Here is a 22747-nt window from a genome sequence, read left to right as displayed (position 1 = left end):
GATCACCCCGTGAACGCATCACCCACGAGACCGCAGCCGATCGCCACCGCCGAGACCGCGCGCTATTGGCGCGCGGCGCTCGAAGGCCGGCTCGAGATCCAGCACTGCCCCGCCTGCGCGCGGCACCAGTTCTATCCGCGCCCCTTTTGCACCCAATGCCTGTCCGACCAGATCGAGTGGGTGCAGGCCAGCGGCCGCGGACGGGTCTACACCTACACGGTGTGCCACGTCGCTGCGCATCCCGCGTTCGAGTCGCGCGTGCCGTATGCGATCGCGATGGTCGAGCTCGACGAGGGCGTGCGCCTGCTGGCAGGCGTCGTCGATTCGGACCTCGATCGCCTTTCCGTCGGCGCGCGGGTGCAGGTGTGCTTCGAACGCATCAGCGACGAGATCGCGCTGCCGATGTTCCGGCTCGCGGACGGCGCTTGACCCCACTACAGACATTGGAGACAACATGATCATCGATTCATTCGACGCCGGCGCCACGGCATTTCCGGACCGCACCTTCGTCCAAGGCGGCGACGTGCGGCTCAGCTACCGTGAAGCGGCCGACGCGTCACACGCCGTCGCCGCCGCCCTGGTGCGCGACGTGAAGCCCGGCACCCATGTGGCCGTGCTCTCGCCCAACCACCCGATGGTGTTGCCGGCGATGCTGGGCGTGATGCGCAGCGGCGCCGTCTTCGTGCCGCTCAATGCGCGCGATCCCATCGAGGACATCGTCTGGTTCGCCAAGTTCTGCGAGGTCGCGGTGTTGATCTGCCACGAGCAGTACGCCCCGCATCTCGAACGCCTGAAGAGCGAGATTCCGACCCTCAAGCGCGTCATCGGTTTGACCGAACCGCTGGAACGCAACGGCCACTGCATCGTGCAATGGCTCAAGGACTTTGCCGGCGAACGCGTGACCGTGCGGCGTGAACCCGACGACATCGCGCTCATCAAGTCGTCCGGCGGCACCACCGGCCGTCCGAAGGCCATCATGCAGAGCCACCGATCGCTCGAGACGGCGTACCGCATCGCCAACCAGTTCACGCCGCCGCGCAAGGACCCGGTGCACCTGGTCGTCGCGCCGCTCACGCATGCGGCAGGCGCGACGATGGTCGCGCTGGCACGCTTCGGCGCGCGCAACGTGATCGCCCCGTCTGCCGACCCGGGCGTGATCCTGGAGGCGATCGAGCGCGAGCGGGTGACGCACATCTTCCTGCCGCCCACGATGATCTACCGCCTGCTCGCCCATCCCGATGTGGCGACGCGCGACTGCTCGTCGCTCGAGTACGTGCTGTACGGCGCCGCGCCGATGTCGGTCGACAAGCTGCGCGAGGGCCTCGCCCGCTGGGGCCAGGTGTTCATGCAGAGCTACGGCCAGTCGGAGGTGCCCGGGGTCATCACCTGCCTGTCGCGCAAGGACCACTTCGTGCACAACGACGCCGACCTCGACAAGCACCTCGCCTCCGCCGGCCGCCCTTCCGGTGCCTGTGAGGTGGCGCTGATGGACGACGACGGCAACATCGTGCCCACCGGCGAGCGCGGCGAGATCGTCGCCCGCGGCGACCTGGTTTCGCCCGGCTACTACAACAACCCGCAGGCCACCGCCGAGGCGCGCGCCTTCGGCTGGCACCACACCGGCGACATCGGCGTGTTCGACGAGAACGGCTACCTGTACATCGTCGATCGCAAGAAGGACATGGTCATCTCCGGCGGATTCAACATCTACCCGAGCGAGATCGAGCAGGTGATCTGGGGGCACCCCGCGGTGCAGGACTGCGCCGTGGTCGGCATCCCCGACGCCGACTGGGGCGAGCGCCTGACCGCGGTGATCGAGCTCAAGCCCGGCTGCAGCGCGACGGCAGACGAGATCGTCGACCTGTGCCGCAAGCGCTTCGGCAGCCTGAAGACGCCGAAGCAGGTCGAGTTCTGGCCCACGCTCCCGCGCAGCCCGGTCGGCAAGGTGCTGAAGAAGGACGTGCGCGCGCAACTCACGGCCGCATCGGCGCGGGCCTGACATGGACCCCAAGGATCTGGGCGGACGCTACGCCATCGCCGGCGTCGGCGAAGCGGGCATGGGCAAGGCACAGCCGGGCGACACCGCCTTGTCGCTGCAATGCGAAGCCGCGCGGCAGGCGATCCTCGACGCGGGGCTGAGGGCCGCCGACATCGACGCCGTGTTCGCGCACTGGGACGACCGCGCGGCGGGGCTGCTGGTCACCGAGTACATGGGGCTCCACCCGCGCTATGTCGACAGCACCGTCGTCGGCGGGCAATCGAACCTCACGCATGTTGCTCACGCGATGGCCGCGATGGAGGCCGGCCTGTGCGACGTGGCGCTGATCACCTACGGCAGCACGCAGCGCCTGGACCGCAGCCGCTCGCGCGGGGGTCACGCCCAGGATGCCCGCATGCCGGCAGGCCAGTTCGTCGCCCCGTATGGCATGCTGAGTCCGATCGGCTTCTACGCGATGCTGGCGCGCCTGCACATGCAGCGTCACGGCACGCGCGCAGAGGACCTGGGCGAAGTCGCGCTGGCGGCGCGGCGCTGGGCGCAGCTCAACCCGAACGCCGTTGCCCAAGCGCCGCTGACGATGGCGGACTACCTCGCCTCCCCGCTGGTCGCCGACCCGCTGCGCAAGCTCGACATCTGCCAGGTCACCGACAGCGCCGGCGCCGTGGTGCTGGTGCGGGCCGACCGCGCACGCGATTTGCGCCGCCCGCCTGTGCTGGTGCAAGGCTTCGCCGAACGCTACCTCCAGCACGCCACGCCATTCGGCACCGACGACTGGATCGACAACGGCGTGCTCGCCGACATGGGGCGGCTGGCGCTGGAGCGTGCCGACCTGCGCCGTGACGACATCGACCTCGTGCAGATCTACGACGCATTCACGATCAACGTGCTGATCGGCCTGGAGCAACTGGGCTTCTGCGGCCGCGGCGAGAGCGGCGCCTTCGTGCAAGGCGGACGCGTCGCGCCGGGCGGGGAATTCCCGATGAACACCTCGGGCGGCGGCCTGTCTTTCAACCACGGCGGCATGTTCGGCATGCCGCTGATGATCGAGTCGGTGCGCCAGTTGCGCGGGGAATGCGGGGAGCGCCAGGTGCAGGGTGCGCGCAACTGCCTGCTGCAGGCCGGCGGACTCGTGATGTCGGCCTACATGGTCATGGTTCTGGGCACGGCGGCCTAGCATGAGCAGCTGGAACACAGTCAGCGTCACGGACCTGGATCCGCACGTCAGCGTCCTGACGATGAACCGGCCGGGGCACCGCAACGCGATCAACGCGGAAATGGCAGACGACCTCGAAGCCTGCCTGATCAGCCTGAAGGACAAGCGCGATCTCCGGGTGCTCATCGTCACGGGTGAAGGCTCGGCTTTCGGTGCGGGCGCGGACCTGAAGGAAAGAGCCCTCCTCGCGCCCGAGCAAACGCAGAAGGCGCGCGACACCGTGTTGCGATTCATCGAGCTGATCGAGGCGTTCCGCGCGCCCGTGATCGCCATGGTCAACGGCCCTGCGATCGCCGGCTCTTTCGAGCTTGCGCTGGCCTGCGACATCCGGGTCGCTTCGGACCAAGCCACTTTTTCGTTGCCCGAAGTGAGCAAGGTCGGCGCGTTCCCGGGCGCGGGTGGCCCTGTGCGACTCCCGAGGCTGGTGGGCCGCGGTCGCGCGAACCTGGTCGTTCTGACGGGCCGAACGTTCTCCGCCAGGGAGGCCTTCACCTTCGGCTTTGCGGAGCTCGTCGTGCCGCATGCGCGCCTGCTGGATGAAACCTTGTGGCTCGCGCGCCAGATCGCGGCCAACAGCCCCGAGGGTGTCAGCGCGGCCAAGCAGCTCATTCTCAGAAGCGACGACCTGGACCTGCAATCGGCCATGAAGCTGTCACGCACCCTGCGCGATCCGATGGACGCCACCGCTGCGGCCACGGAGGGCGTCCAGGCTTGGGCCGACAAGAGGAAACCGAATTTCGTGAAACGCCCGAGTGACGAACCCCATACACGTTGAATCGAAAGTAAACACCCCATGAGTGAATACATCGCTCCCCTTCGCGACATGCAGTTCGTGCTGCGCGAGCTTGCACCCCTCGAACAAGTGGCCGCGTTGCCCGGCTGCGAAGAGGTCACGTTGGACCTTGCAGACGCGATCCTCGAGGAAGCCGGCAAGTTCGCCGGCGGCGTGCTGTCGCCGATCAACGGCAGCGGCGACCGCGAAGGCGCACGCTGGAAGGACGGCGAGGTCTCCACGGCCGGCGGTTGGAAGGAGGCCTATCGGCAGTTCGTCGACGGCGGCTGGAACGCGCTGTCGTGCGATCCCGCGCACGGGGGCCAGGGCGTGCCCAGCCTGGTCTCGGCACTGGTCGAGGAAATGTGGAACGCCGCCAACATGTCCTTCGCCCTGTGCCCGATGCTGAACCACGGCGCGATCGAGGCGCTGGAGCTGCGCGGCTCGGACGCTCTGAAGCAGACCTACCTGCCGAAGATGGTCAGCGGCGAGTGGACCGGCACGATGAATCTGACCGAGCCGCAGGCCGGCTCGGATCTGTCGGCGGTGCGAACGCGTGCCGTTCCGCAGGCCGACGGCAGCTACCGCGTGCACGGCCAGAAGATCTTCATCACCTACGGCGAGCATGACCTCACCGAGAACATCGTGCACCTCGTGCTGGCACGCACGCCCGACGCGCCCGAGGGCGTCAAGGGCATCTCGCTGTTCGTGGTGCCGAAGTTCCTCGTGGAGGCAGACGGCAGCCTCGGCCGTCGCAATGACGTGCGCTGCGTCTCGATCGAGCACAAGCTCGGCATCCACGCCAGCCCAACGGCTGTTCTGGCGTTCGGCGACAACGAAGGTGCGGTCGGCTGGCTGGTCGGCGAGGAGAACCGCGGTCTGGAGACCATGTTCATCATGATGAACGCGGCGCGGTTCTCTGTCGGGCTCCAGGGTGTCGGGCTGGCTGAGCGCGCATACCAGCGAGCGCTGGCCTATGCACGCGATCGCACCCAGGGTGTGGAGATCGGCGGCAACGGCCGTGGCAAGGTCGCGATCATTCGCCACCCCGATGTGCGGCGCATGCTCATGCTGATGAAGTCGCGGACCGAAGCGATGCGCGCAGTGGCCTGCGTGGTGGCAGCAGCGATGGACACCGCGCGGTGCCATGCCGATGCCGCCGAGCGTTCGCGCAGCCAGGCCTTCGTCGACCTGATGATTCCGGTCGTCAAGGGCTGGAGCACCGAGAGCGCCATCGACATCGCATCGCTCGGCGTGCAGGTCCATGGCGGCATGGGCTTCATCGAAGAGACCGGCGCCGCGCAGCACCTGCGTGATGCCCGCATCACCACGATCTACGAAGGCACGACCGGCATCCAGGCGGCCGACCTGATCGGGCGCAAGATCGCGCGCGATGGCGCCGTCGCGATCCGCGCGGTGATCGAGCAGATACGCGATGTGCAGGGCCAGCTGTCACGCGAGGACGATGAGCGGCTCGCTGCGATCGAAGCGCCGCTGCGCGCCGGCATCGCCGCGGTCGAACAGGCAGTGCGCTTCATCGTCGACAGCTACGCCAGCGATGCGAAGAGGCCCTCGGTCGGCGCCGTGCCCTTCATGGAGTTGCTGGGCATCGTCGCCGGCGGCTGGCAGATGGCGCGCGCGGCGCTCGTCTCGCATCGGCGGCTGCGCGAGCGTGTCGGTGATGCGGCCTTCTTTCGCGCCAAGCTCGAGACGGCCAGCTTCTACGCGGACCATGTGCTCGCGCGTGCGCCGGGACTGGCCCACACGGTCGTGCACGGCGCCGACAGCGCGCTGGCGATCGAGGACGATCAGTTCTGAACGCAGGAGCCATCGTGAACTTCTCTTTCGACTTCAGCGGCAAGAACGTCTTCGTCTTCGGCGGCACGAGCGGCATCAACCTCGGCATCGCCGACGCTTTCGTGTCCGCCGGCGCCAGGATCGGCGTGGCGAGCCGCAGCAAGGACAAGGTCGATACTGCGGTGGCACGCCTGTCCAGGCGTGATGCCCCCGCCCTCGGCTTCAGCCTGGATGTGCGCGAACCTCAAGCCGTGGCGGATGCGCTCGCATCGTTCGCGCAGCGACAAGGCAAGATCGACGTGCTGGTGTCGGGCGCAGCGGGCAACTTTCCCGCGGCCGCCGCCAAGTTGAGCCCCAACGGATTCAAATCGGTCGTCGACATCGACTTGTTGGGTTCCTTCAACGTCATGCGCGCGGCGTGGGAACACCTCACCAAGCCAGGCGCCAGCGTGATCAGCATTTCAGCGCCACAGGCGATCGTCCCCATGGCCATGCAGGTGCATGTGTGCGCGGCCAAGGCGGGCGTGGACATGATCACGAAGACGCTGGCCCTCGAGTGGGGGCCAGAGGGAGTCCGCATCAACTCGGTGATCCCCGGTCCCATCGATGGCACCGAAGGGATGGCGCGGCTCGCGCCCGACGAGTCGGCGAGACAAGGCGTCATCGAAGGCGTTCCGATGCGTCGCATGGGCACGCCTCAGGACATCGCCGATGCCTGCCTGTTCCTCGGGTCCGATGCCGCGCGCTACATCACCGGGGCCGTGCTGCCGGTCGACGGCGGCTGGGCCGTGGCAGGTGCTCGCATGAATTTGGCTTGAGGACACGCTCATGACCCCTTCCACATACTCCATCGCGAATCTTTCCGACTGGGTCGGCAAGGAGCTCGGCACCTCCAACTGGGTGACCGTGGGACAGGACCGCATCAACGAGTTCGCGCACTGCACCGGCGACCATCAATGGATCCATGTCGATGTGGAACGTGCCCATCGAGAAAGCCCGTTCGGCGGCCCCGTGGCGCACGGCTACCTCACCCTGGCGCTCCTGGCCGACATGAGCATGGACGTCGGCGTGGTGCCCCAGGACGCGGTGGCGGCCTTCAACTACGGGCTGGACAAGGTGCGCTTCATGACCCCGGTCAAGGCTGGAGCGCGGGTTCGCACCCGCATCACGCTGGCTGAAGTCACGGCCAAGGAGGGCGGGCGCAAGCTGGTCAAGCTGGTCAATACAGTCGAGATCGAAGGCGAGGCCAAGCCCGCGCTCATCGCCGAGACCCTGGCCATGCTGGTCGGCGCTACCTGAATCTCAAGCCGCAGCGCCCCGCGGATCGGCACCGGCTTGACGAGCTTCGAGCTGCCTGACCGCCTCTCGCCGCGAATCGTCGACCAGCTTCTCGACCGCTTCGGCAGCCGCCTCCAGGTTGCCCGCCTTCATCGCCTTTTGCAGCGTGCGCCAGTTGCGCGCCGATTCCTTGCGCCGGGCCGGCGTGGCCAGGCCGAGCTGGGTGTAGCGCAACGTCTGGCGCGCCAGGGCGCCCAGGATCTCGGCCAGACGCTCATTGCCGCAAGACTCGCGAAGCAAGCGGCTGAGGCGGAACGAAGCCTCGTAGTAGGCAGCGGCTCCCTTGGGGTCCAGAGCCAGCGCGTCGAGCGCACGGATGTCGGCTTCCATGGCCGCAGCCAGCTGCGCCGCCTCGTCGACCGTGAGCCGGGCGATCATGGCGCCCGACAAGGTGCGCCGGATCTCGAAGATGTCGTCCACCTCCTTGATCGAGAGCTGCGTCACGTGAGCGCCGCGGTTGGGCAGGATGCGCACCACCGCGTCCTTCTCCAGGATGCGCAGCGCTTCGCGCACCGGTCCGCGGCTGACCTCGAACTGCTCGGCCAGCGCTTCTTCGCGAATGCGATCGCCCGGCGCGTACTCGCCGTTCGCGATGGCCGTGAAGATGTGCTCGGCGATCTGCTCGGGCAGCGTCATCAGCTGGCGGCCGGCGGACTTGGTCGGGGGCGCCTTGGCGTCCGCACCGGGAAGCGTCTGCAAGCGTGTAGTCGGGTTCTTCATGCTATTGTCGACAAACCTAATGTATGCATGCATTAGACCACGGACATGCCCAAGCCGAAGATCCTGACCTACGTCGATGCCGGAACCGACGGGACGTCCCGCCTGATCAGGGCCATCGCACAGCAGCTTCCTCCCGCCGCGTACGAGATCCGGGCGGTCATGGCCGACGACATCAAGCATGACGCGGCGCTCTTCGACGACGCCGTGCTGTTCGTCATGCCGGGCGGCGCCGACCTTCCCTTCTGCGAAGCATTGAACGGCGCGCCCAACCAGCGCATCCGTCGGTTCGTCGAAGACGGTGGCGTCTACCTCGGAATCTGCGCGGGGGCGTACTACGCCTGCAGGGAACTCGCGTTCCATGCCGGAACCGATGGCGCGATCTGCGGCGCACGCGAACTGGGCTTCGTCGATGCGCTCGCCGTGGGGTCGCTGTCCGAGCTCACTGGGGGCGTCGCGTATGACGCAACGCCGAGGAGCGCTGCGGCCGCCGAGATCCGGACGACCTCTCGCCTGACCGCGGCGCCGATGACGCTCTACACGCACTACCACGGCGGCTGCCGCTTCGAATTCAGCAATGCGTCGAGCGATGCCGCGCAGGTCCTGGCCGTCTACACGGGCGTGGCGGGCACTCCACCCGCCATCGTCAGCTCACCGGTGGGCAAAGGCACCGCGGTACTGACCGGAGTTCACCTGGAAATGTCGGAGCGCGAGTGCAAGGAAGCGCTGAGCGGTCACACCGACATGGGCGCACACGTCCACGTGTGCCGCAGACTTGCGGAAACGGGAACGGCGCGCCTGGAGGTCTTTCGCCGGCTCCTTCTTCACGCCGGACTCGCTCTGCGATGACTGTTCAGGGCGTCCAGTACCAGATCGCGGAGTTGGTGATGAACGTCTCCCACATCGCGTGCGGCTTGCTGGGATCATCGTCGTCGTAGAGACGGGCCAGATGCCACTGGGCTTCGATCCGCTCTCGCGACGAGTCGCCCAGGCCATCCTTCTCGCCCTTGGCCAGGTAGCGACCGGCAAAGCTGGTCAGCGAGGCGTGCTGCTCCGTCTTGTTCTTCCAGAGGACCGTGAACCCGATGAGCCCGCCGTCGGTCATGCCGTGCGCGTCGAACCATGCAGTGGGGTCGGGCTTGCCCACCTTGGTCTGGTAGCGACCAGTGAAGTGGGCGTCCGGCCCGATGGAAACGATCTCCAGTCCACCGCCGTTGAGGCCCAGCCAGCGTCCTGCACGGATTGTCATGGTGTCTCCTTGGCGCTGTTCGGATCTCCAAAGAACACGTCACCGACGACTAGAGATCGGACGGTCCCGTCAGCGAGGCGCAGCAACAGCGCGCCGTCCTCGTCGATGCCTTCGAAGACGCCGCTGACCGACTCGTCCAGGTCGAGCGAGGTTCGAATCGTGATGCGTTCGCCCAGGCCATGGGCGCTTTGCAGGTACGCGGCCCGAATGGGCGCAAACCCGCGCTGGCGCCAGAGCTCGAGCGCTTGAATCAGGGCATGCGCCAGATCGCGAATAACCTGATCGCGCTCGACCGCCGATCCCACCTCGCGGAGACTGGTCGCCGGATAGAGGAGACCTTCGGCCGGGAAGTGTGCGACGTTGACACCGATCCCGACGACCAACGCCTCGGCCGACCATCGATGGGCATCGCTGCTGCGGATCAGCCGATGCGATTCGATCAGCGTTCCGGACACCTTGGCTCCATCGATGAGCACATCGTTGGGCCACTTGATGGTCACGGCTCGCGACGGCGGCACGTGGGGGCGGATCGCGGCGTGAGTGGCGACGGAGGTCACCAGCGGAAGCTGGTTGAGGTCTCCCCAATCCGGCTGCGGCCGCAGGATCATCGAGAAGAACACGTTGCCTTCGGGCGACTGCCACACGCGCCCACCGCGGCCACGACCCTTCATCTGGCGTCGCGCCCAGACGAGCGTCAGATGAGGCGGTGCAGCGCCGCTCTTGAGCAACTCCAGGGCATGGGCGTTGGTGCTGGGGGTCTCATCGAGAGCGACTTCGGTCACTCCGCTGGCGAGCAAGGTCGCTGCGGATGTCGGCTCTGGAGGTGCGGGCATGCCGGACTCGTCCACGAATGTCTCTCCTTGGCCTCAAAGCTTCGCGACGGTGCGGGTCACCTTGCCACGAAGGGGACCGCGGAGCCGCCGCGCCCGGCTATGCCTTCGTCGCGGCTATGCCAGGTCGATTTCACGCATCAGGTTGCTGCGCACCCAGTAAACCGCGCCAGCCCGCATGGTGTCGGCCTGCCAGCGCCGGAACTCCGGGTCGGCAGACAAGGGGTCCGCGGCTTCGGCGTACGCCGCCGCGTTCTTGAACTCGATCGTGAGGGCGTAGTTGCCGAGTTCCCCTGCGGCGACCGCCCACAGACGGGGCTTCGGGGCGCCGTGCTTTTGCCAAATCGCAGCGCACTGCTTCATCGCGCTCACGACAGCTTCGAGATCTGCCCCAGCGGTCGGGCGGAAGACATATCGCGCTTCATACGCCATGGTCGTCTCCTTGGATGTGCGTCAGTCGATCGATTAAGCATCTCCCTGTCGATCCGCGCAAGCGGGAGCGGCTCCCGGCCCGAGCGCGCGAAGCACGTCGGTTCGTCGCAGCCGGCACGAGCCGAACCGCTGCCGCCGGTAGAGCGCACCCCGAGGTTTGTTGCAGCAAGCCTCGTGCTGAACCAATCTCGCAACAGTCCTTGGCCCGCGTTTCAGACAGACTCTTGTCCGCGCGCGCTCGTGCGATTAACTCAAACTCGATGCTGGGAAGCTGTCCTTGTCGAGCGACGGTTGATGGCCGGTCTGAGCCGGTCGCGCCTCGACCATGAAGCAGGTCAACTGGCGAGCAGCGGTCGAATCTCAACGACGGGTTAGAGCGCCGGATTGTGTGGCTCAAACCGGCCATCGGCCGCTTGCGAAGAGCTCAGCTGGGCTCGATTTCCCACTCACCGGCATCCAGCTTCTCAAGCGTTGCCAGCGTCGCACGCTTGAGTTCGTCGAGGCGCAAGTCAGAGAGCCTTCCTTCGACCATCGCTTGCACTGACCATCCGTCTTCCTTGAACCTCACCGTAATGCCGTCGATTGTGGCCAGGAAGATGTTGTGGTCGGAGCCTTGCTCGGGCGGGGGGGCGGTGGGGTCGACCCTGTACAAGGCGTCGAGGGCATCGAAGTCCGGCGCTTCGGCGTGCCTCCAGTAGCTTTCGAGGCCAAGCGAGGCATGGTCGTGATTCCAGTGCTCCTGGCGCGTGTCCCACAGGCGATTGCGCTTGCGGTCCTTTCGCACCATCGTCCATCGCTGCCAGTCCTGCGCGCTCAACCGAGTCCACGCGCCGGTCGTCGTGTCCAATGCCCAGGCATCGATGTTCTCTTGCATCGTACGTTCGCCCCCGAGCCAAAGCTCGCCGCCGCGCACCACGATGGTCTTTCCGTCGTCGGCGAGCTCTGCCGCGTGCCGATGAATCCAGCCAGGAGCCTCGCCGCTCGTTGCGACCGGCTCGATGCTCATCGTGCCGACATCGAGCCGGAGGACGGGGGTCGACCCAACCATGCGCTGATGCTGATACCCAAGGCAGCCAATAATGAAGATAGTGCTGCCCACCAGCGTGGCACTGTGAAAGTCGGTAGGGGGAAAGAGATCCCGCGAATAGCCATTGATCGCAATGGAACCATCGCGGTCAATGACGACGACATCGTTGTAGATGTAGAAGTCAGGGTCGTAGTAGTCCTCGTGCTCGCCGGCGATGTGAACGATCCGGCCATCCGGCAGCGTCGTCTCGCTCTTGCCGAAGCGATTGAAACACCACACGGGCCCGGCGGTGGATGACGAAGGCCCCTGCATCACGGCGTTCGCGCCGTAGCCGGAATGGCGCGTCCGGACGAGCCACTGCCAGAGCGGGTTGTCGAGACGGACGGGCCCGCCGGTCACGACGCGCGGCGAACGCCACGCCAGGAACTCCTCATGGCCCATCGGCGGCGGCGCTTCCTTCTTGCGCTCTCGATCGGCCGCTTCTTCTGCCGCCTCCGCGGCCCATTCGTCATCCCGATCCATCATTGGTCTTCGAATCCTGCTTGTCTGGGGCGCAGTGTAGTGGTGCGATGTCGATCCTTCAGTGGGGACGCCTCCGGCCGCGGCCGCTTGTGCACTGCCGGTGTTCGACCGTGAAGACGCCTCGATTTTTGCCTAAGGGACGCGGGCCTGAACGTGTCGCGAAGTTCGCGCGGTACTGGACCGGTCACCGGCGCCGCCGAACCGCGTTGCAAAGCGCTACGACCGCAGCACCTCATGAAGCCGCCCTTCGAGCCGCCGCCGGTCGCTGGCCGCAACGACAGCTTGATGGCAGGAAGCGCGAGTACGTCTGCCAGTCGTCACCGTCCGCAACCGCTGCCGTCCTGAAGTTGACCCGATGAACGCGTGGACTAACCCGGGTAACAGGTTCGCGGAAGCAGTCGCTTGAGAGGCTCGCCCGCGGGCGTACGCTTCAACCGTGACATCGCGCGACGCGATCTTCGCCTATTTGGCTCCCTGCCAGCTTGGGCCAGCAGCGACTTCATCTCGATCTGTGCTGCGATACCCGAACTGCTGGAGGTGTTCAGCGTCCCGGATGCCAGCCTTGGCTCACACGGCCGCTTGGGCGCGCGGGCCGAAGGCGCCGCCCGTCTTGGCGCGCACCTCCGCCAGCGACAGCTCGCCAGCGACATAGCGTTCGAGCAAGGAGAGGTATTCGGCATCGTGTTCGAAGCCTTCTATGCGCACGCTGGCCAGAGCTTGAGTGACGGCGCGGCGGCGGTCTTTCTCAGTAGTCGTAGCCATTGAAATCTCCCTGCGCAGCACTATCGAATTTTACCGCCTGAAGGCCCTGAAAACGCGAGAAATGAGTCGTGTCGCACACCCCGAGGCGAGCGCCGACCAGGGCACTCGAACACGTAGAGGCGGACGCTACCCGTCTGGCGCAAAGCCTCTCGAGCGCGGGTCGAGCTTGCATTCATCGAGCACTACTGTTCGAACGAACGCGCCGTGAGCGGGTCGGACCGCGTGGACTCGCTGGCTGCGTCCATACGACATCCGCCGCAAGCCGCCCATCGAGCTCCGCCAACACGTCGTTGACGCCGAAGCCGAGCGCGGCGGTCCAGAACTTCAGCTCGATCACATCAAGGCGCCGTGAACCGGCTTCGCACTTGCTGACGTCGCTCTGCCGCATGCCGAGTCGTTCAGCGAGCGCGCCCTGGGTGACCCCAGTCGTCTTCCTCATGTCCTTCAGGATCGTGAGAAGTATTCGGTATTCGCGGGAGTACAGGGTCTTCTGCATGAGCCACGGCGGTTGCGGCTCGACACAGTGAATTCGACTTTCGAATATTCCAAAATCGCATATATTCGTCTGTGGGGAAGTGAAGACTCCCGCCTCGCGCGGAAGGGAGCTGCTCGCTGTTGGCGCAGGTGGAGATGAGTAGAACGATCAAGTTCCGACACCCAGAGGGGGCGGACATGCGCTTCAGCGAGAGCTTGTCAAGCTACCTCGCTTCCCGTCCCGACAAGTCACTTGCGTTTTACCTGGGGCACTGGCTGGCGGCCATTGCCGACGAGGAGCTGGACGGCCTCAGGCGACTCTTGGTCAAGTTTCGCGATGGCGACCAGTCCACGACGACCGACGACCTCCTGTCAGTGGTCATCATTGCCAGGTCGGGAGAGCTGCATCGACCAGACCATCGCTTTGATCCGGATGTCATGCTGACATGGCTCGGTGTGCTCTACATCGCCGTCAGCGTCGAGACCTACCGGCGCCGCGGTTGGGTGGTGCTGATGCGGCCACTCAGCATCCAACCGCACAAGCGGGTGCGCCTGTCTCTTACGGAAGAAGGCCTGAGGCACGCGAGCGAGTTCGCGCATGGACTGTTTGATGCCAGTGGCTAGCTTGCGGACGCGCACGTCGAGGCCGGCGCTTGCGCCGGGAAGGCCCTAAGGTAGCGGTCTACCGCAAACTTCAGACCGCGGATTGCTTCGCGAGCGGACGGCCCAGTACAGGCCAAAGGCAAACCGATGCATCGCGCCACAAACGCGGAACCTGGATCGTCGGTTCCCGCCCACGGAAACACGGTGAAGTGGAGATGCCGTGATGGCGGAAGCATGCGGTGTTGCCTGCACTCCGGTGGATTTGTCGGCATGGGCCCGATTCGAGTTGTCCAATCCATAGTTCGGCTGTCGTACCAGATGCACTCCGCCGAAACGAGCGCGGCCACTGCCTTGAAACGGCGAGACATCGCAGACAGCCAGCGTTGCTGACGGCCTTCCTTGTCCAACCTGGGAGCGGCATGCCACAGGGGCGCGCGGGGACACTCGACATACAAACCGATTCGTCCTCCCTCCTCCCGAGCAGCACTCCAGCATTGGAGGTTGTGGTGGCCCCAAGCCACGCCTCGTCCCCACTGAACGTCGCCAACCAGCTTGATATTCCGCGCTCTGTCGACCGCTGCTTCCCAAGTTCGCAACAGGGCCGATGCGCAACGCCATTGCGCGATCCACGCTCGCACTGGTTCGCTGTCGACGAACCGGAGGTCTGGACTTTCGTCCATGGACCCCGGTCGCGAATCATTGTGGCGCGGCACGAAGCAGAAGCGCTGGCGCCCGAACCAGTCGCGCAGGCTCAAGCTATGTACACCGGTTTGCCACCAAATCAGCAGGGCCCACGCACAGCGAACCTCCTCGTTGCCCGCAAGGATGCTCTTCCCGATGACGTCCGCGTCGCTCGAAGCGGCCATACGTGCCATCCAACCGCGGCGATTGCGCAAGACATGCCGTAGCAAGTAACGCTTCATCGACTTGAACGTGGCACTCGCGTCTCGCGCCAGGTCACCGGTCGAGGACGGAGCTCGTCCTGAAGGCGCGACCCTCAAGTCCGGCGCCTTCGACGGATGAGTGACAGTCTCAAGGCCACCGTACTGCACGTACCGCGTGCAGACATGGCCCTGAGTCGCCCAAGTCGCCGGCGGCCACCATGGCAGGGGCGCCGGCAAGCCAAGTCGCCGTTGCCAGAAGCGGAAGTGCTGTTGCCACTGTTCGATGTGGGACTCGTCGCTCGCGGCGGTGCCGAGATCAAACCAACCTCGCTTGCCGATGGCAACAATCCACTGCGTCAGTGTCGCGAGAGCTTCGTCTCGCTCGTTGTTTGCGGCAGGGCGTCTTGCCGCATGGGAAGGCATTTTGAGCCTGCCGCAAGGACACTCGTCGGTCTCGTCCGAAGTGCGGCCTGCAAGGCGCGCTGATATTCGATCGCCACATCGATCGCATCCGAAGAACTTTTCGGAGTGGACCGGACAATGAAGCAGGCCCTTCAGCGAATACAGGACGGAGTGAAAGCCCTCGGCAAGGCAAGCCGGACACGCCGCGAAGCCACGAAACAGCGGCCGAAATGCGGCCGGATACTGACGGACGTAGGACCAGTCGAACACGCCACGCGGCTCACCGAGCACTCTTGCGAAGCGTGCAGTACGAATCGCACAGGCGCCGAAGACAGGCCCGTTCCCGTTGAGCGAAGCCCAATTTTGCTTCCGCGTCGGGTCGACGAAAAAGTCTTGCTCGAATGCGGCGGACGTTGGGCGGTTAAGCAGAAGGAACCGCTGCACCGTGACCCATATAGATGAATAGGGCTGGATGCTCCCTCTGTGCCAAGTCACGCGGGCCCCTCTTCCGTAAGGGAGCCGCTCAACTGGTTTTGGGCTGGTCGGCATGCGTTATCGCCTTAGCTCGGAAGCCCTACGCCCACCTCGTCTCTTCGGCATGCTCGCGGAAATCAGCCGCATGTGGTCTGTGAAGCCCGTCTGTGCGATGACTTCCAGCCACGACGGTTCCGCCGTCACTTCTTCCCAAGGAGCTCCGCGTGCAGCCCGCATGAGGAGTTCCTCCACGGACCGTACCAGGTGCTGCATCGGGAAGGAGACCTCCCCTTCGTAGTGTGGTGGCAGCAGCGCGTCAAGCACTCGCCAGACGGTGACGGACCATGGTGAGAGTCGAGCGCCTTGCGCGAATGCCTCGGGTGCGAAGTGGGCGAGAAAGGAGGTCCCGCTACCCTCCGGCCATTCCGACAACTCGTCGTATCCCCTCAGCGCGTATTCGACTTCATCGAGACCGCATATGCCGGGGAAAGGCCAGTGCGCAACCATGAACCGAGCTGCCACGTGGGCCTGTTCGGCCCGTCCCAGCAACTCGTATGTGTAGCCCATCTGGTGGGACGCTATGGAGAAGACGCTCATTCGATAGCCGTCCATGTCCAAGGCGTTCTGGAGCGAGAGCAACCATTGCCACTCCCGATACGTCATCTCTTGGGCTTCGTCAATGACGATGACGACGTAGTTGCCGCCGCTGCGCTCCGCTGAAGCGATCAAGAACTCCTTCAGTGATTGGCGTCGATCTGCCCGCGTGGCACGCGACTTCGCGTAGCGATGGCCAAAGGCCAGACCGACAGATTGCCAAAATTGGCCTTCCGTCGGCTGCGGGTCATACGGGCGACTCCAGATGTGCAGCGGGATCTTGCGGCCAAATCGATCTTCCAGAATCGATCTGACGTGCCACCTCACGCCGTTCGATTTGCCAAAGCGGGATGGACCGTAGATGTACCCGCCTGGCTGCCGTTGATCGATCCAATCGCCGATCGTCTGCGCCATCGCATGCACCGGTGGGGTGAAGATCCCGTATTCCTGCCGAATGACAGGATGCCGTGGATCAACATGACTCGGCATGTTGCTTTTCATCGCGAGCTCCCCGAACTCCTCAGCCGCTCGCTGCCTTGCGCAGCGGCGGCAGCGAGCCTCTCGTAGGGCTGTTCGATCGGCTCGTTGGCGTTTCAGGAGCACGGCCCCCCACCGTCACCAATTTCCGCGGTTTGACAACGACTTCGTTTCGCGACCCCGTCTCGGCCAAGCGGGCGCGGGCAGCTTTCAACTGCTCCTCGCCGGAGCGAAGTTCGTCGTACTCCAGCAGTATTCGCCTAAGCTCTAGGTAGGCCGGGTGAACTGGGAGCTTTCTTCGCGGAGCCTCTTCCTCGACGAACTTCATGAACGTCATTGCTGCGTCGCCGCCGTTTCCCAATGCGATTCGGCGTTGATGAACAAACGATTTGATTGCACTCCGAATGGCCAGGCTATGCGGCGTGAAGTGCCATGGTGACTGGGCTCGTAGCACGCCGAGTGAGATGCCCTCTTGGGTTGAAGCGCGAGCAAGCCTGGCATCGTCCTCGAGATGATTGATCACCCAGATGCGCCGACCCACAAGATCGTTTCGCTGATTGAGCAGCTCGCTCGAGTACCTGGCGTTGTAGAACTCAACGTAGGGCGCGCGACCTTCTGCGAAACCACCGCGCACGATGCAAAGCTTGCGGACGCTAAGAAGTCCCTGCACAGATTCGGGATCCGCGTACCGGGGGCGGAGGCGTCCTGACATCGCTTGGAAATCGAGCATTTGCAGCGGTGTCCGGTAGCCGAGGCCGGAATGCGGTGTCGCGTTGTAGTTCGCGACGAGGACGTCAAGCAGCTCCTCGGCGTACTCGACCTGAAACTCGCTGATAACCGCAATCTTCTCGGGATCTCGCCCCTGCTTGTCGGCCGGCTTGCCGCCCGTTGTGTTGGACAGGCGCTGCAGGCCTCGGCTGGCCAGCGCCCGATTGAAGGATTCGATGAACGGCCGGTCGTCCTTGCTGCGCCGCTTCGCGAACCCGGTAGTGGGATCCAGCAGGCTGGACCCGACCACTTCACGCAACGTGTCCCGTACGGTCTTGCATGTCTCGGCCAGGGCGCCGTCGACGCTGGTCTCGTTCCAGCATTGACCGACGTAGCGCTCGTGGTGCCCCGACGGCAACGCCGCGTCGTCACAGTACGCCCGATCGCTGAAGCGGATGTCGCGCCGTCGCCACCGTGTGAGCGCCTTCTTGATGGCGCGAGCGGTGTCCTCCTTCGTGACCTCGAAGTTGAAGCTCAGGTGATACCCGATGACGGCGCGCGACACCACCTCAAGGAGAACGATGATCCAAAGGCGGTGAATCAGCTTCGGGCTCCACCCGCCGTGAGGCTGCGGAATGAGCACGACGAAGCGACCGTCAATATGGTGTGCGTCCATTTCGACGCGCTCGAATGGCTTGAGCACTGGTCGATCAACGCCATCGCCGCTCTTCAGTTTCTTCGCAAGATCCGGCCCGCCAACAATTTGAGCAGCTTGAGCTGGGTTCGCGACCATCAGCTTGTTTGCGTGCCGGTACAGCGCCCAGTAACCCATTGATGCGACGTTGAAGGGCCACTCGTTGCGGGCTTCGTATCCAAGCTTCCTCAGCTCATCAAGGGCCCATGCCCAAACCGCGTGCCGTGGTCGACGGACTTCGCCGAGCTGCTGAGCTGGACAAGCCTTCAGGATCTTGGTCTCGAGTCTGACGGCGAAATCCGGTTCAAGCTGAAGGAGCAGTTGGAGCGCCGCAACTGCTCCGCGTCCCTGAGCGTTGACGCGAACTGGCTTCTTGCGCCGGTAAGGCTCGACCCGTACGCGAGGCACAAGAGCTCGCCATCCCCAGATCCGGCCGTCCGGGTGCGTTCTCATGCAACGCTGACGGACCAGCCGATTCAAGTAGCGGGCGCTCAGTCGGCATTCGCTGCGGATGGTCGACGCCGTTGCGCCTTCGACGATGTACAGCCGAATCGCTCTCTTTCGATTGCGATAGGCGGCGCGCATGTCTTCGGGAAGCGCGCCCTCGTCAATGTCCGGCCAAGCGTCGATGTCGAAGTCTTCGCGATCGGTGATGCCGCGAAGGGTCCTGCCCATGAGTGCCCCATTCCTCATCCTCGTCTCCACAAGCTGTGATCGCGCCTGGTGCACCACCTGCGCTGGAGATAAAAGATCTCCCTGCCGGGCAAGAAGCCCAGCGGTCGTGCTGGTGATGGGAACTTCGGCTTGACGTCGAGCGGGGCGCTCGCGATACTTGACCGGTAGGTAGCAACTACGGGTGCACGCGAAGCGCCCAGCGACGGGACAGGCCGAATGGTTTGTCCCGTTTCTACATGGTGAGCTCCTTCTTGCTTCGGCGACTGCTCCGGTCAGCCACCGGCGGAACCGCCTCCGCCAAGATCTACCTCATTCGAAGCACGCCATCGATCAGCTTGATTTGCTCCGGATGCAGTTGAGCGAGCTCTTGGCGCAGGCGATCCATGAGCCAGAACACCTCGACGGGCGCATCGGTTCCGATGACTAGCTTGCGTTGAGATGCACGCGCGGCCTCGCGCACCTCGCCTCGTTCGGCCTCCGTCAGCTGTAGCACCTGATCAAGGCGGTCCATGAAGGCTGGCGTCGGAGGCCCCTTGATGCCAAGTTCAAGGGCCGAGACATAGCTCTGCTCATAACCCAATAGCCGGGCCAGGTCAGCCTGCCGGATGGCGCGGCTTCGTCGTAGCTCCCGCAAGCGGCGCGAGAATGGAGTCATAACCCAAATCGGCGTTTTGAAAACTCCACAAAACTAGGCGGTCGGAGCAGATATGTCAACCACTGCTGATGATTCTCAAGTCATTGATTTTGAACGTCTTTTGACAAGCAAAAGCGCTTGTCAATTCCAAGCTTAGTTTGCGATCCAGGGTTTCTGTTTGAGCTCAAAAACCGGGTTTTGAGCTCAAACAGCTAGTTTTATTGGCGGCGGGGAGTCTTCCCGGGCAGGACTTTGCTTCTCGCGCAAAATTGGCTCGCTCGCGAAGAGGGGTGTGTTCCGAGCCGCTCTAGTGTCGGCGGCCGGGGGATCTCGGGGCCGAGGCACCACGGACAACTCGCTGGCGCCGTACCAGGTGGTCGTGCGGCCGTTGCACTGCTTTCAGCAAAACGGCGTGAGAGGGCTGCTATTAAGCAAAATGGCGTTGCTGAAATCAGTGGACGAGCGTCGGCCGGGAGCATTAAAAACAGTGCCTTAGCGTGATTCAACTAGGTACCGAATTCAGCAAACCGACGTCGGCCGGCCGTCAAACCCCCCCGCCTTCATCGGCTGTGTTCCAGTTGAGCCGACCCAAGCCCAGTGCGTCCACCGCGGCTTCACGAATCTCAGCGATCGTGGACTCACCGTGCACCGCCAGTTCGACCGGGATCGTGCCGCGCGCCATGCCGGACTCGCTGATCACGTTGTCCACCGTCGCAAAGCGGCCACTTTCCTTCCCAAGCACCGAGATCGCGGCCCGCAGCAGCGCGGCCCGCGTTCGCATCCGCTTCTGTTCCCCGAGCTCCGCACTCGCGCGAGGTTGATGGCGAGTGAAGAAAGTCGGACCGCAACCGTGCGCTGAGGGCCGGCTTCGATGACCTCCTCGTCAAGCCGATCGGGCCCTCCGTGCTGTTTGAGGCGCTGAGCAAAGCGTCGGTGCCGACCCCTCTCGCAATAGCCACGATGGGATAGGGATTGGCATGCAGCGCAGCGGCAGGCTGCACAGCGTGCGGGCGTAGACTTGCCCGTCCGCTCCACACCGCCGGCCTCGCTGGCGAGCGACCATCTTGAGCATGAGGAAACCATGAAAGGGATCGTGTTCAATCTGCTCGAGGCGGTGGTCCGTCGCGACCACGGTGACGATGTGTGGGAAGCGCTGCTCGAGCAGGCCAGCGTCGATGGTGCGTACACGTCGCTCGGCAACTACCCGGACGACGAGATCACCCGGCTGGTCGGCGCGGCGGCGGCGGCACTCGACATGTCCCCCGACGACGTCGTTCGCTGGTTCGGCCGCAACGCCCTGCCGCTGCTCGCGAAGAAGCATCCCCATTTCTTCGACGCTCACAAGTCGACGCGCCCGTTCCTGCTCGCGCTGAACGACGTCATCCATTCCGAGGTTCGCAAGCTGTACCCGGGGGCGGACGTGCCCGTGTTCACCTACGACACGTCCTCACCGGACGTTCTCCTGATGTACTACCGGTCGCACCGCAAGATGTGCGCGCTCGCGGAAGGCTTCATCGAGGCGACTGCCGCGCACTACGACGAAGAGATCTCGCTGGACCAGCCGGAATGCATGAAGCGCGGCGACGAAAGGTGCGTGCTGCGCGTGTCGGTGAGGAAGCCGAGGCCCTGAGGTATGGAGAGCCTCCACGAGTTCGAGCTTCAGCTGACCCGGCTGAAGAAGCGGCTCGATCGGGAGCAGCGGGCACGTGCCGAAAGCGAGGCCATCGCCGAGAAGGCCCTGAGCGAGCTGTACGCGAAGAAGAAGGAGGTCGAGCTGCTGCAGCAGATCACGGTCGCCGCGAACGAAGCGGCGACGGTGGATGGCGCGATGCGGATCGCCCTCGAGCGGGTGTGCGCGCATACCCGCTGGCCGGTCGGGCACGTCCTGCTGAAGGACGCGGCCGGGCAACTCGCGTCGACCAGCCTGTGGCACCTGGACGACCCGCAACGCTACGAGGCGTTCCGCGAAGTCAGCGAGGCGATGACGTTTGCCCCCGGCGTCGGCCTGCCGGGACGCGTTCTGAGCGAGGGAAGACCGGCGTGGATCGTGGACGTGACCCAGGACGTCAATTTCCCGCGCTCGACGGCAGCGCGCGACACCGGACTGAGGGCCGGTTTCGCCTTTCCGGTGCTGATCGGCGAAGAGGTCGTCGCGCTGATGGAGTTCTTCTCCGACGAGCCTGCGCAGCCGGACGATGCCGTGCTGGCGATCATGGCCAACATCGGCGGCCAGCTCGGGCGGGTCATCGAGCGGCAGCGTGCCGAAGAGGCGCTCAAGCGGGCGAGCCAGCACAAGTCGCAGTTCCTCGCCAACATGTCGCACGAGCTTCGCACGCCGCTGAACGCGATCATCGGCGTCTCCGAGATGCTGCAGGAGGATGCGCGCGACCTCAACCGCGAGGACGAGCTCGAGCCGCTCGACCGCGTCCTGCGCGCGGCGCGTCATCTTCTCGCGCTCATCAACGACATCCTCGACCTGTCGAAGATCGAGGCCGGGAGGATGGACCTCCATGCAGAGTCCTTCGCGATCGCGCCGGTGATCCAGGACGTCGTCAACACGGTCGGCACGCTGGTCGCCAAGAACGGGAACACGCTGAAGGTGGAATGTCCTCCCGACGTGGGGTCCATGGTCGCGGACCCGACGCGCATCCGCCAGGTGCTGCTCAATCTGGTCAGCAATGCGGCCAAGTTCACCGAAAAAGGAACGATCACGCTGCGCGTCGGCCGCACGGAAGGCGGCGACGCGATCGTCATCGCCGTCGCCGATACAGGCATCGGGATGACCGCCGAGCAGAAGGCACGCCTGTTTGAGGAATTCGTGCAGGCCGACGCCTCGACGACGCGCAAGTACGGAGGCACGGGGCTCGGCCTCGCGATCAGCCGGCGTTTCTGCCAGATGATGGGCGGCAACATCACAGTCGAGAGCGCACCCGGGCAAGGCTCGACCTTCACCGTCCGCTTGCCGGCAGCCCAGGCGGCGGCGTCGCACGCGCCGCTGCCTCCCAGAACCCCTCAGCCCGCCGCGCGGGCGACGCATGCGGAGCCCGCACCGCTCGTTCTGGTGATCGACGACGACGACTCGGTGCGCAAGGTCACGACGCATTTTCTCGAGCGTGAAGGGTTTTCCGTGGCGACGGCAAACGGCGGCCGAGAGGGGCTCCGGCTGGCGCGCGAGTTGCGGCCGGCTGCGATCACGCTGGATGTCACGATGCCCGACCTCGACGGCTGGACCGTGCTGGCGGCGATCAAGGGCGACCCCGCGACGGCAGCCATTCCCGTGGTCCTGATGACGATCGTCGACGAGAAGAACCGTGGCTACTCGCTGGGCGCCGCCGACTACATGGTGAAGCCGGTCGATTGGGTTGGGCTCGCCGGCGTGTTGCGCAGCATCTGCGGCTCGACCGGGCGCGACGTGCTCGTGGTCGGCATCGAACACGGACGCCACCCGGCGGCGGGAGGGCGCGTGTGAA

22 protein-coding genes are annotated in these 22747 nt (G+C 64.9%); 11 read left to right on the top strand and 11 right to left on the bottom strand.

The window, feature by feature from the left end:
- Nucleotides 1-9 precede the first annotated feature (9 nt).
- Genes P7V53_RS15560 through P7V53_RS15530 form a run of 7 tightly spaced genes read left to right on the top strand, consistent with a single transcriptional unit; the run spans nt 10 to nt 7080 of the window.
- Complete coding sequence (locus tag P7V53_RS15560) at nt 10-429, top strand: Zn-ribbon domain-containing OB-fold protein (RefSeq protein WP_280156376.1); 420 nt, start codon at nt 10-12, stop codon at nt 427-429.
- Between the two features lie 25 nt (nt 430-454).
- A complete protein-coding gene (locus P7V53_RS15555; protein ID WP_280156375.1) occupies nt 455-1999 on the top strand; it encodes an AMP-binding protein in 1545 nt (514 codons plus the stop codon).
- 1 nt (nt 2000) lies between these two features.
- On the top strand, nt 2001-3173 hold the full coding sequence (locus tag P7V53_RS15550) for a thiolase (protein ID WP_280156374.1): 1173 nt from the start codon (nt 2001-2003) through the stop codon (nt 3171-3173).
- A gap of 1 nt (nt 3174) precedes the next feature.
- Nucleotides 3175-3987 carry an enoyl-CoA hydratase-related protein gene (locus P7V53_RS15545; protein WP_280156373.1) on the top strand — a complete coding sequence of 271 codons (813 nt, stop codon included), beginning with the start codon at nt 3175-3177 and terminating at the stop codon, nt 3985-3987.
- Between the two features lie 18 nt (nt 3988-4005).
- Nucleotides 4006-5802, top strand: a complete 1797-nt coding sequence (locus tag P7V53_RS15540) for an acyl-CoA dehydrogenase (RefSeq protein WP_280156372.1) — start codon at nt 4006-4008, stop codon at nt 5800-5802.
- Between the two features lie 14 nt (nt 5803-5816).
- Nucleotides 5817-6599 carry an SDR family oxidoreductase gene (locus P7V53_RS15535; protein ID WP_280156371.1) on the top strand — a complete coding sequence of 261 codons (783 nt, stop codon included), beginning with the start codon at nt 5817-5819 and terminating at the stop codon, nt 6597-6599.
- 10 nt (nt 6600-6609) lie between these two features.
- Nucleotides 6610-7080 (top strand): MaoC family dehydratase, encoded by a 471-nt coding sequence (locus P7V53_RS15530; RefSeq protein ID WP_280156370.1) that lies wholly within the window; start codon nt 6610-6612, stop codon nt 7078-7080.
- 3 nt (nt 7081-7083) lie between these two features.
- Here the strand turns inward: P7V53_RS15530 and P7V53_RS15525 are convergent, their stop codons facing one another.
- Nucleotides 7084-7839, bottom strand: coding sequence for a GntR family transcriptional regulator (locus P7V53_RS15525; protein ID WP_280156369.1), 756 nt, complete (start codon nt 7837-7839; stop codon nt 7084-7086).
- 45 nt (nt 7840-7884) lie between these two features.
- Between P7V53_RS15525 and P7V53_RS15520 the strand changes: the two genes are divergently transcribed.
- The gene (locus P7V53_RS15520; protein ID WP_280156368.1) at nt 7885-8685 is read left to right on the top strand and encodes a BPL-N domain-containing protein; all 801 of its coding nucleotides are present in this window, start codon (nt 7885-7887) and stop codon (nt 8683-8685) included.
- A gap of 4 nt (nt 8686-8689) precedes the next feature.
- Here the strand turns inward: P7V53_RS15520 and P7V53_RS15515 are convergent, their stop codons facing one another.
- The 6 genes from P7V53_RS15515 to P7V53_RS15490 all read right to left on the bottom strand — a co-directional run bounded on the left by P7V53_RS15515 (nt 8690) and on the right by P7V53_RS15490 (nt 13154).
- Nucleotides 8690-9085 carry an avidin/streptavidin family protein gene (locus P7V53_RS15515; protein WP_280156367.1) on the bottom strand — a complete coding sequence of 132 codons (396 nt, stop codon included), beginning with the start codon at nt 9083-9085 and terminating at the stop codon, nt 8690-8692.
- Nucleotides 9082-9933 (bottom strand): biotin--[acetyl-CoA-carboxylase] ligase, encoded by an 852-nt coding sequence (locus P7V53_RS15510; RefSeq protein WP_280156366.1) that lies wholly within the window; start codon nt 9931-9933, stop codon nt 9082-9084. The genes P7V53_RS15515 and P7V53_RS15510 overlap by 4 nt, the downstream gene beginning before the upstream one ends.
- Before the next feature lie 99 nt (nt 9934-10032).
- Nucleotides 10033-10347 carry a hypothetical protein gene (locus P7V53_RS15505; RefSeq protein ID WP_280156365.1) on the bottom strand — a complete coding sequence of 105 codons (315 nt, stop codon included), beginning with the start codon at nt 10345-10347 and terminating at the stop codon, nt 10033-10035.
- Nucleotides 10348-10771: 424 nt separating this feature from the next.
- Complete coding sequence (locus P7V53_RS15500; protein WP_280156364.1) at nt 10772-11899, bottom strand: hypothetical protein; 1128 nt, start codon at nt 11897-11899, stop codon at nt 10772-10774.
- Between the two features lie 564 nt (nt 11900-12463).
- Nucleotides 12464-12658 (bottom strand): hypothetical protein, encoded by a 195-nt coding sequence (locus P7V53_RS15495; RefSeq protein WP_280156363.1) that lies wholly within the window; start codon nt 12656-12658, stop codon nt 12464-12466.
- 172 nt (nt 12659-12830) lie between these two features.
- Nucleotides 12831-13154 carry a helix-turn-helix transcriptional regulator gene (locus P7V53_RS15490; protein ID WP_280156362.1) on the bottom strand — a complete coding sequence of 108 codons (324 nt, stop codon included), beginning with the start codon at nt 13152-13154 and terminating at the stop codon, nt 12831-12833.
- Nucleotides 13155-13330: 176 nt separating this feature from the next.
- On the opposite strand from P7V53_RS15490, the gene P7V53_RS15485 reads away from it, so the two are divergent.
- Nucleotides 13331-13756: a hypothetical protein gene (locus P7V53_RS15485; RefSeq protein ID WP_280156361.1), complete on the top strand. Its 426-nt coding sequence runs from the start codon at nt 13331-13333 to the stop codon at nt 13754-13756.
- A 1817-nt stretch (nt 13757-15573) separates the two neighbouring features.
- Here the strand turns inward: P7V53_RS15485 and P7V53_RS15480 are convergent.
- The 4 genes from P7V53_RS15480 to P7V53_RS15465 form a co-directional block, all read right to left on the bottom strand.
- Nucleotides 15574-16590 (bottom strand): ATP-binding protein, encoded by a 1017-nt coding sequence (locus P7V53_RS15480; RefSeq protein ID WP_280156360.1) that lies wholly within the window; start codon nt 16588-16590, stop codon nt 15574-15576.
- 19 nt (nt 16591-16609) lie between these two features.
- Nucleotides 16610-18643 carry a hypothetical protein gene (locus P7V53_RS15475; protein ID WP_280156359.1) on the bottom strand — a complete coding sequence of 678 codons (2034 nt, stop codon included), beginning with the start codon at nt 18641-18643 and terminating at the stop codon, nt 16610-16612.
- A gap of 304 nt (nt 18644-18947) precedes the next feature.
- Nucleotides 18948-19298 (bottom strand): helix-turn-helix transcriptional regulator, encoded by a 351-nt coding sequence (locus P7V53_RS15470; protein ID WP_280156358.1) that lies wholly within the window; start codon nt 19296-19298, stop codon nt 18948-18950.
- Between the two features lie 523 nt (nt 19299-19821).
- On the bottom strand, nt 19822-20058 hold the full coding sequence (locus tag P7V53_RS15465; RefSeq protein ID WP_280156357.1) for a hypothetical protein: 237 nt from the start codon (nt 20056-20058) through the stop codon (nt 19822-19824).
- 300 nt (nt 20059-20358) lie between these two features.
- On the opposite strand from P7V53_RS15465, the gene P7V53_RS15460 reads away from it, so the two are divergent.
- A complete protein-coding gene (locus tag P7V53_RS15460) occupies nt 20359-20907 on the top strand; it encodes a heme NO-binding domain-containing protein (protein ID WP_280156356.1) in 549 nt (182 codons plus the stop codon).
- A 3-nt stretch (nt 20908-20910) separates the two neighbouring features.
- Entirely contained in the window at nt 20911-22746 is a 1836-nt protein-coding gene (locus P7V53_RS15455) for an ATP-binding protein (protein ID WP_280156355.1), read from the top strand.
- Nucleotide 22747: the final 1 nt, after the last annotated feature.

Origin of the sequence: Piscinibacter sp. XHJ-5, assembly GCF_029855045.1 — a bacterium.
In the GTDB taxonomy this organism is placed as follows: domain Bacteria; phylum Pseudomonadota; class Gammaproteobacteria; order Burkholderiales; family Burkholderiaceae_C; genus Albitalea.
Note: the sequence above shows the minus strand (reverse complement) of the source record. Positions and strands in the feature narration are given on the sequence as shown.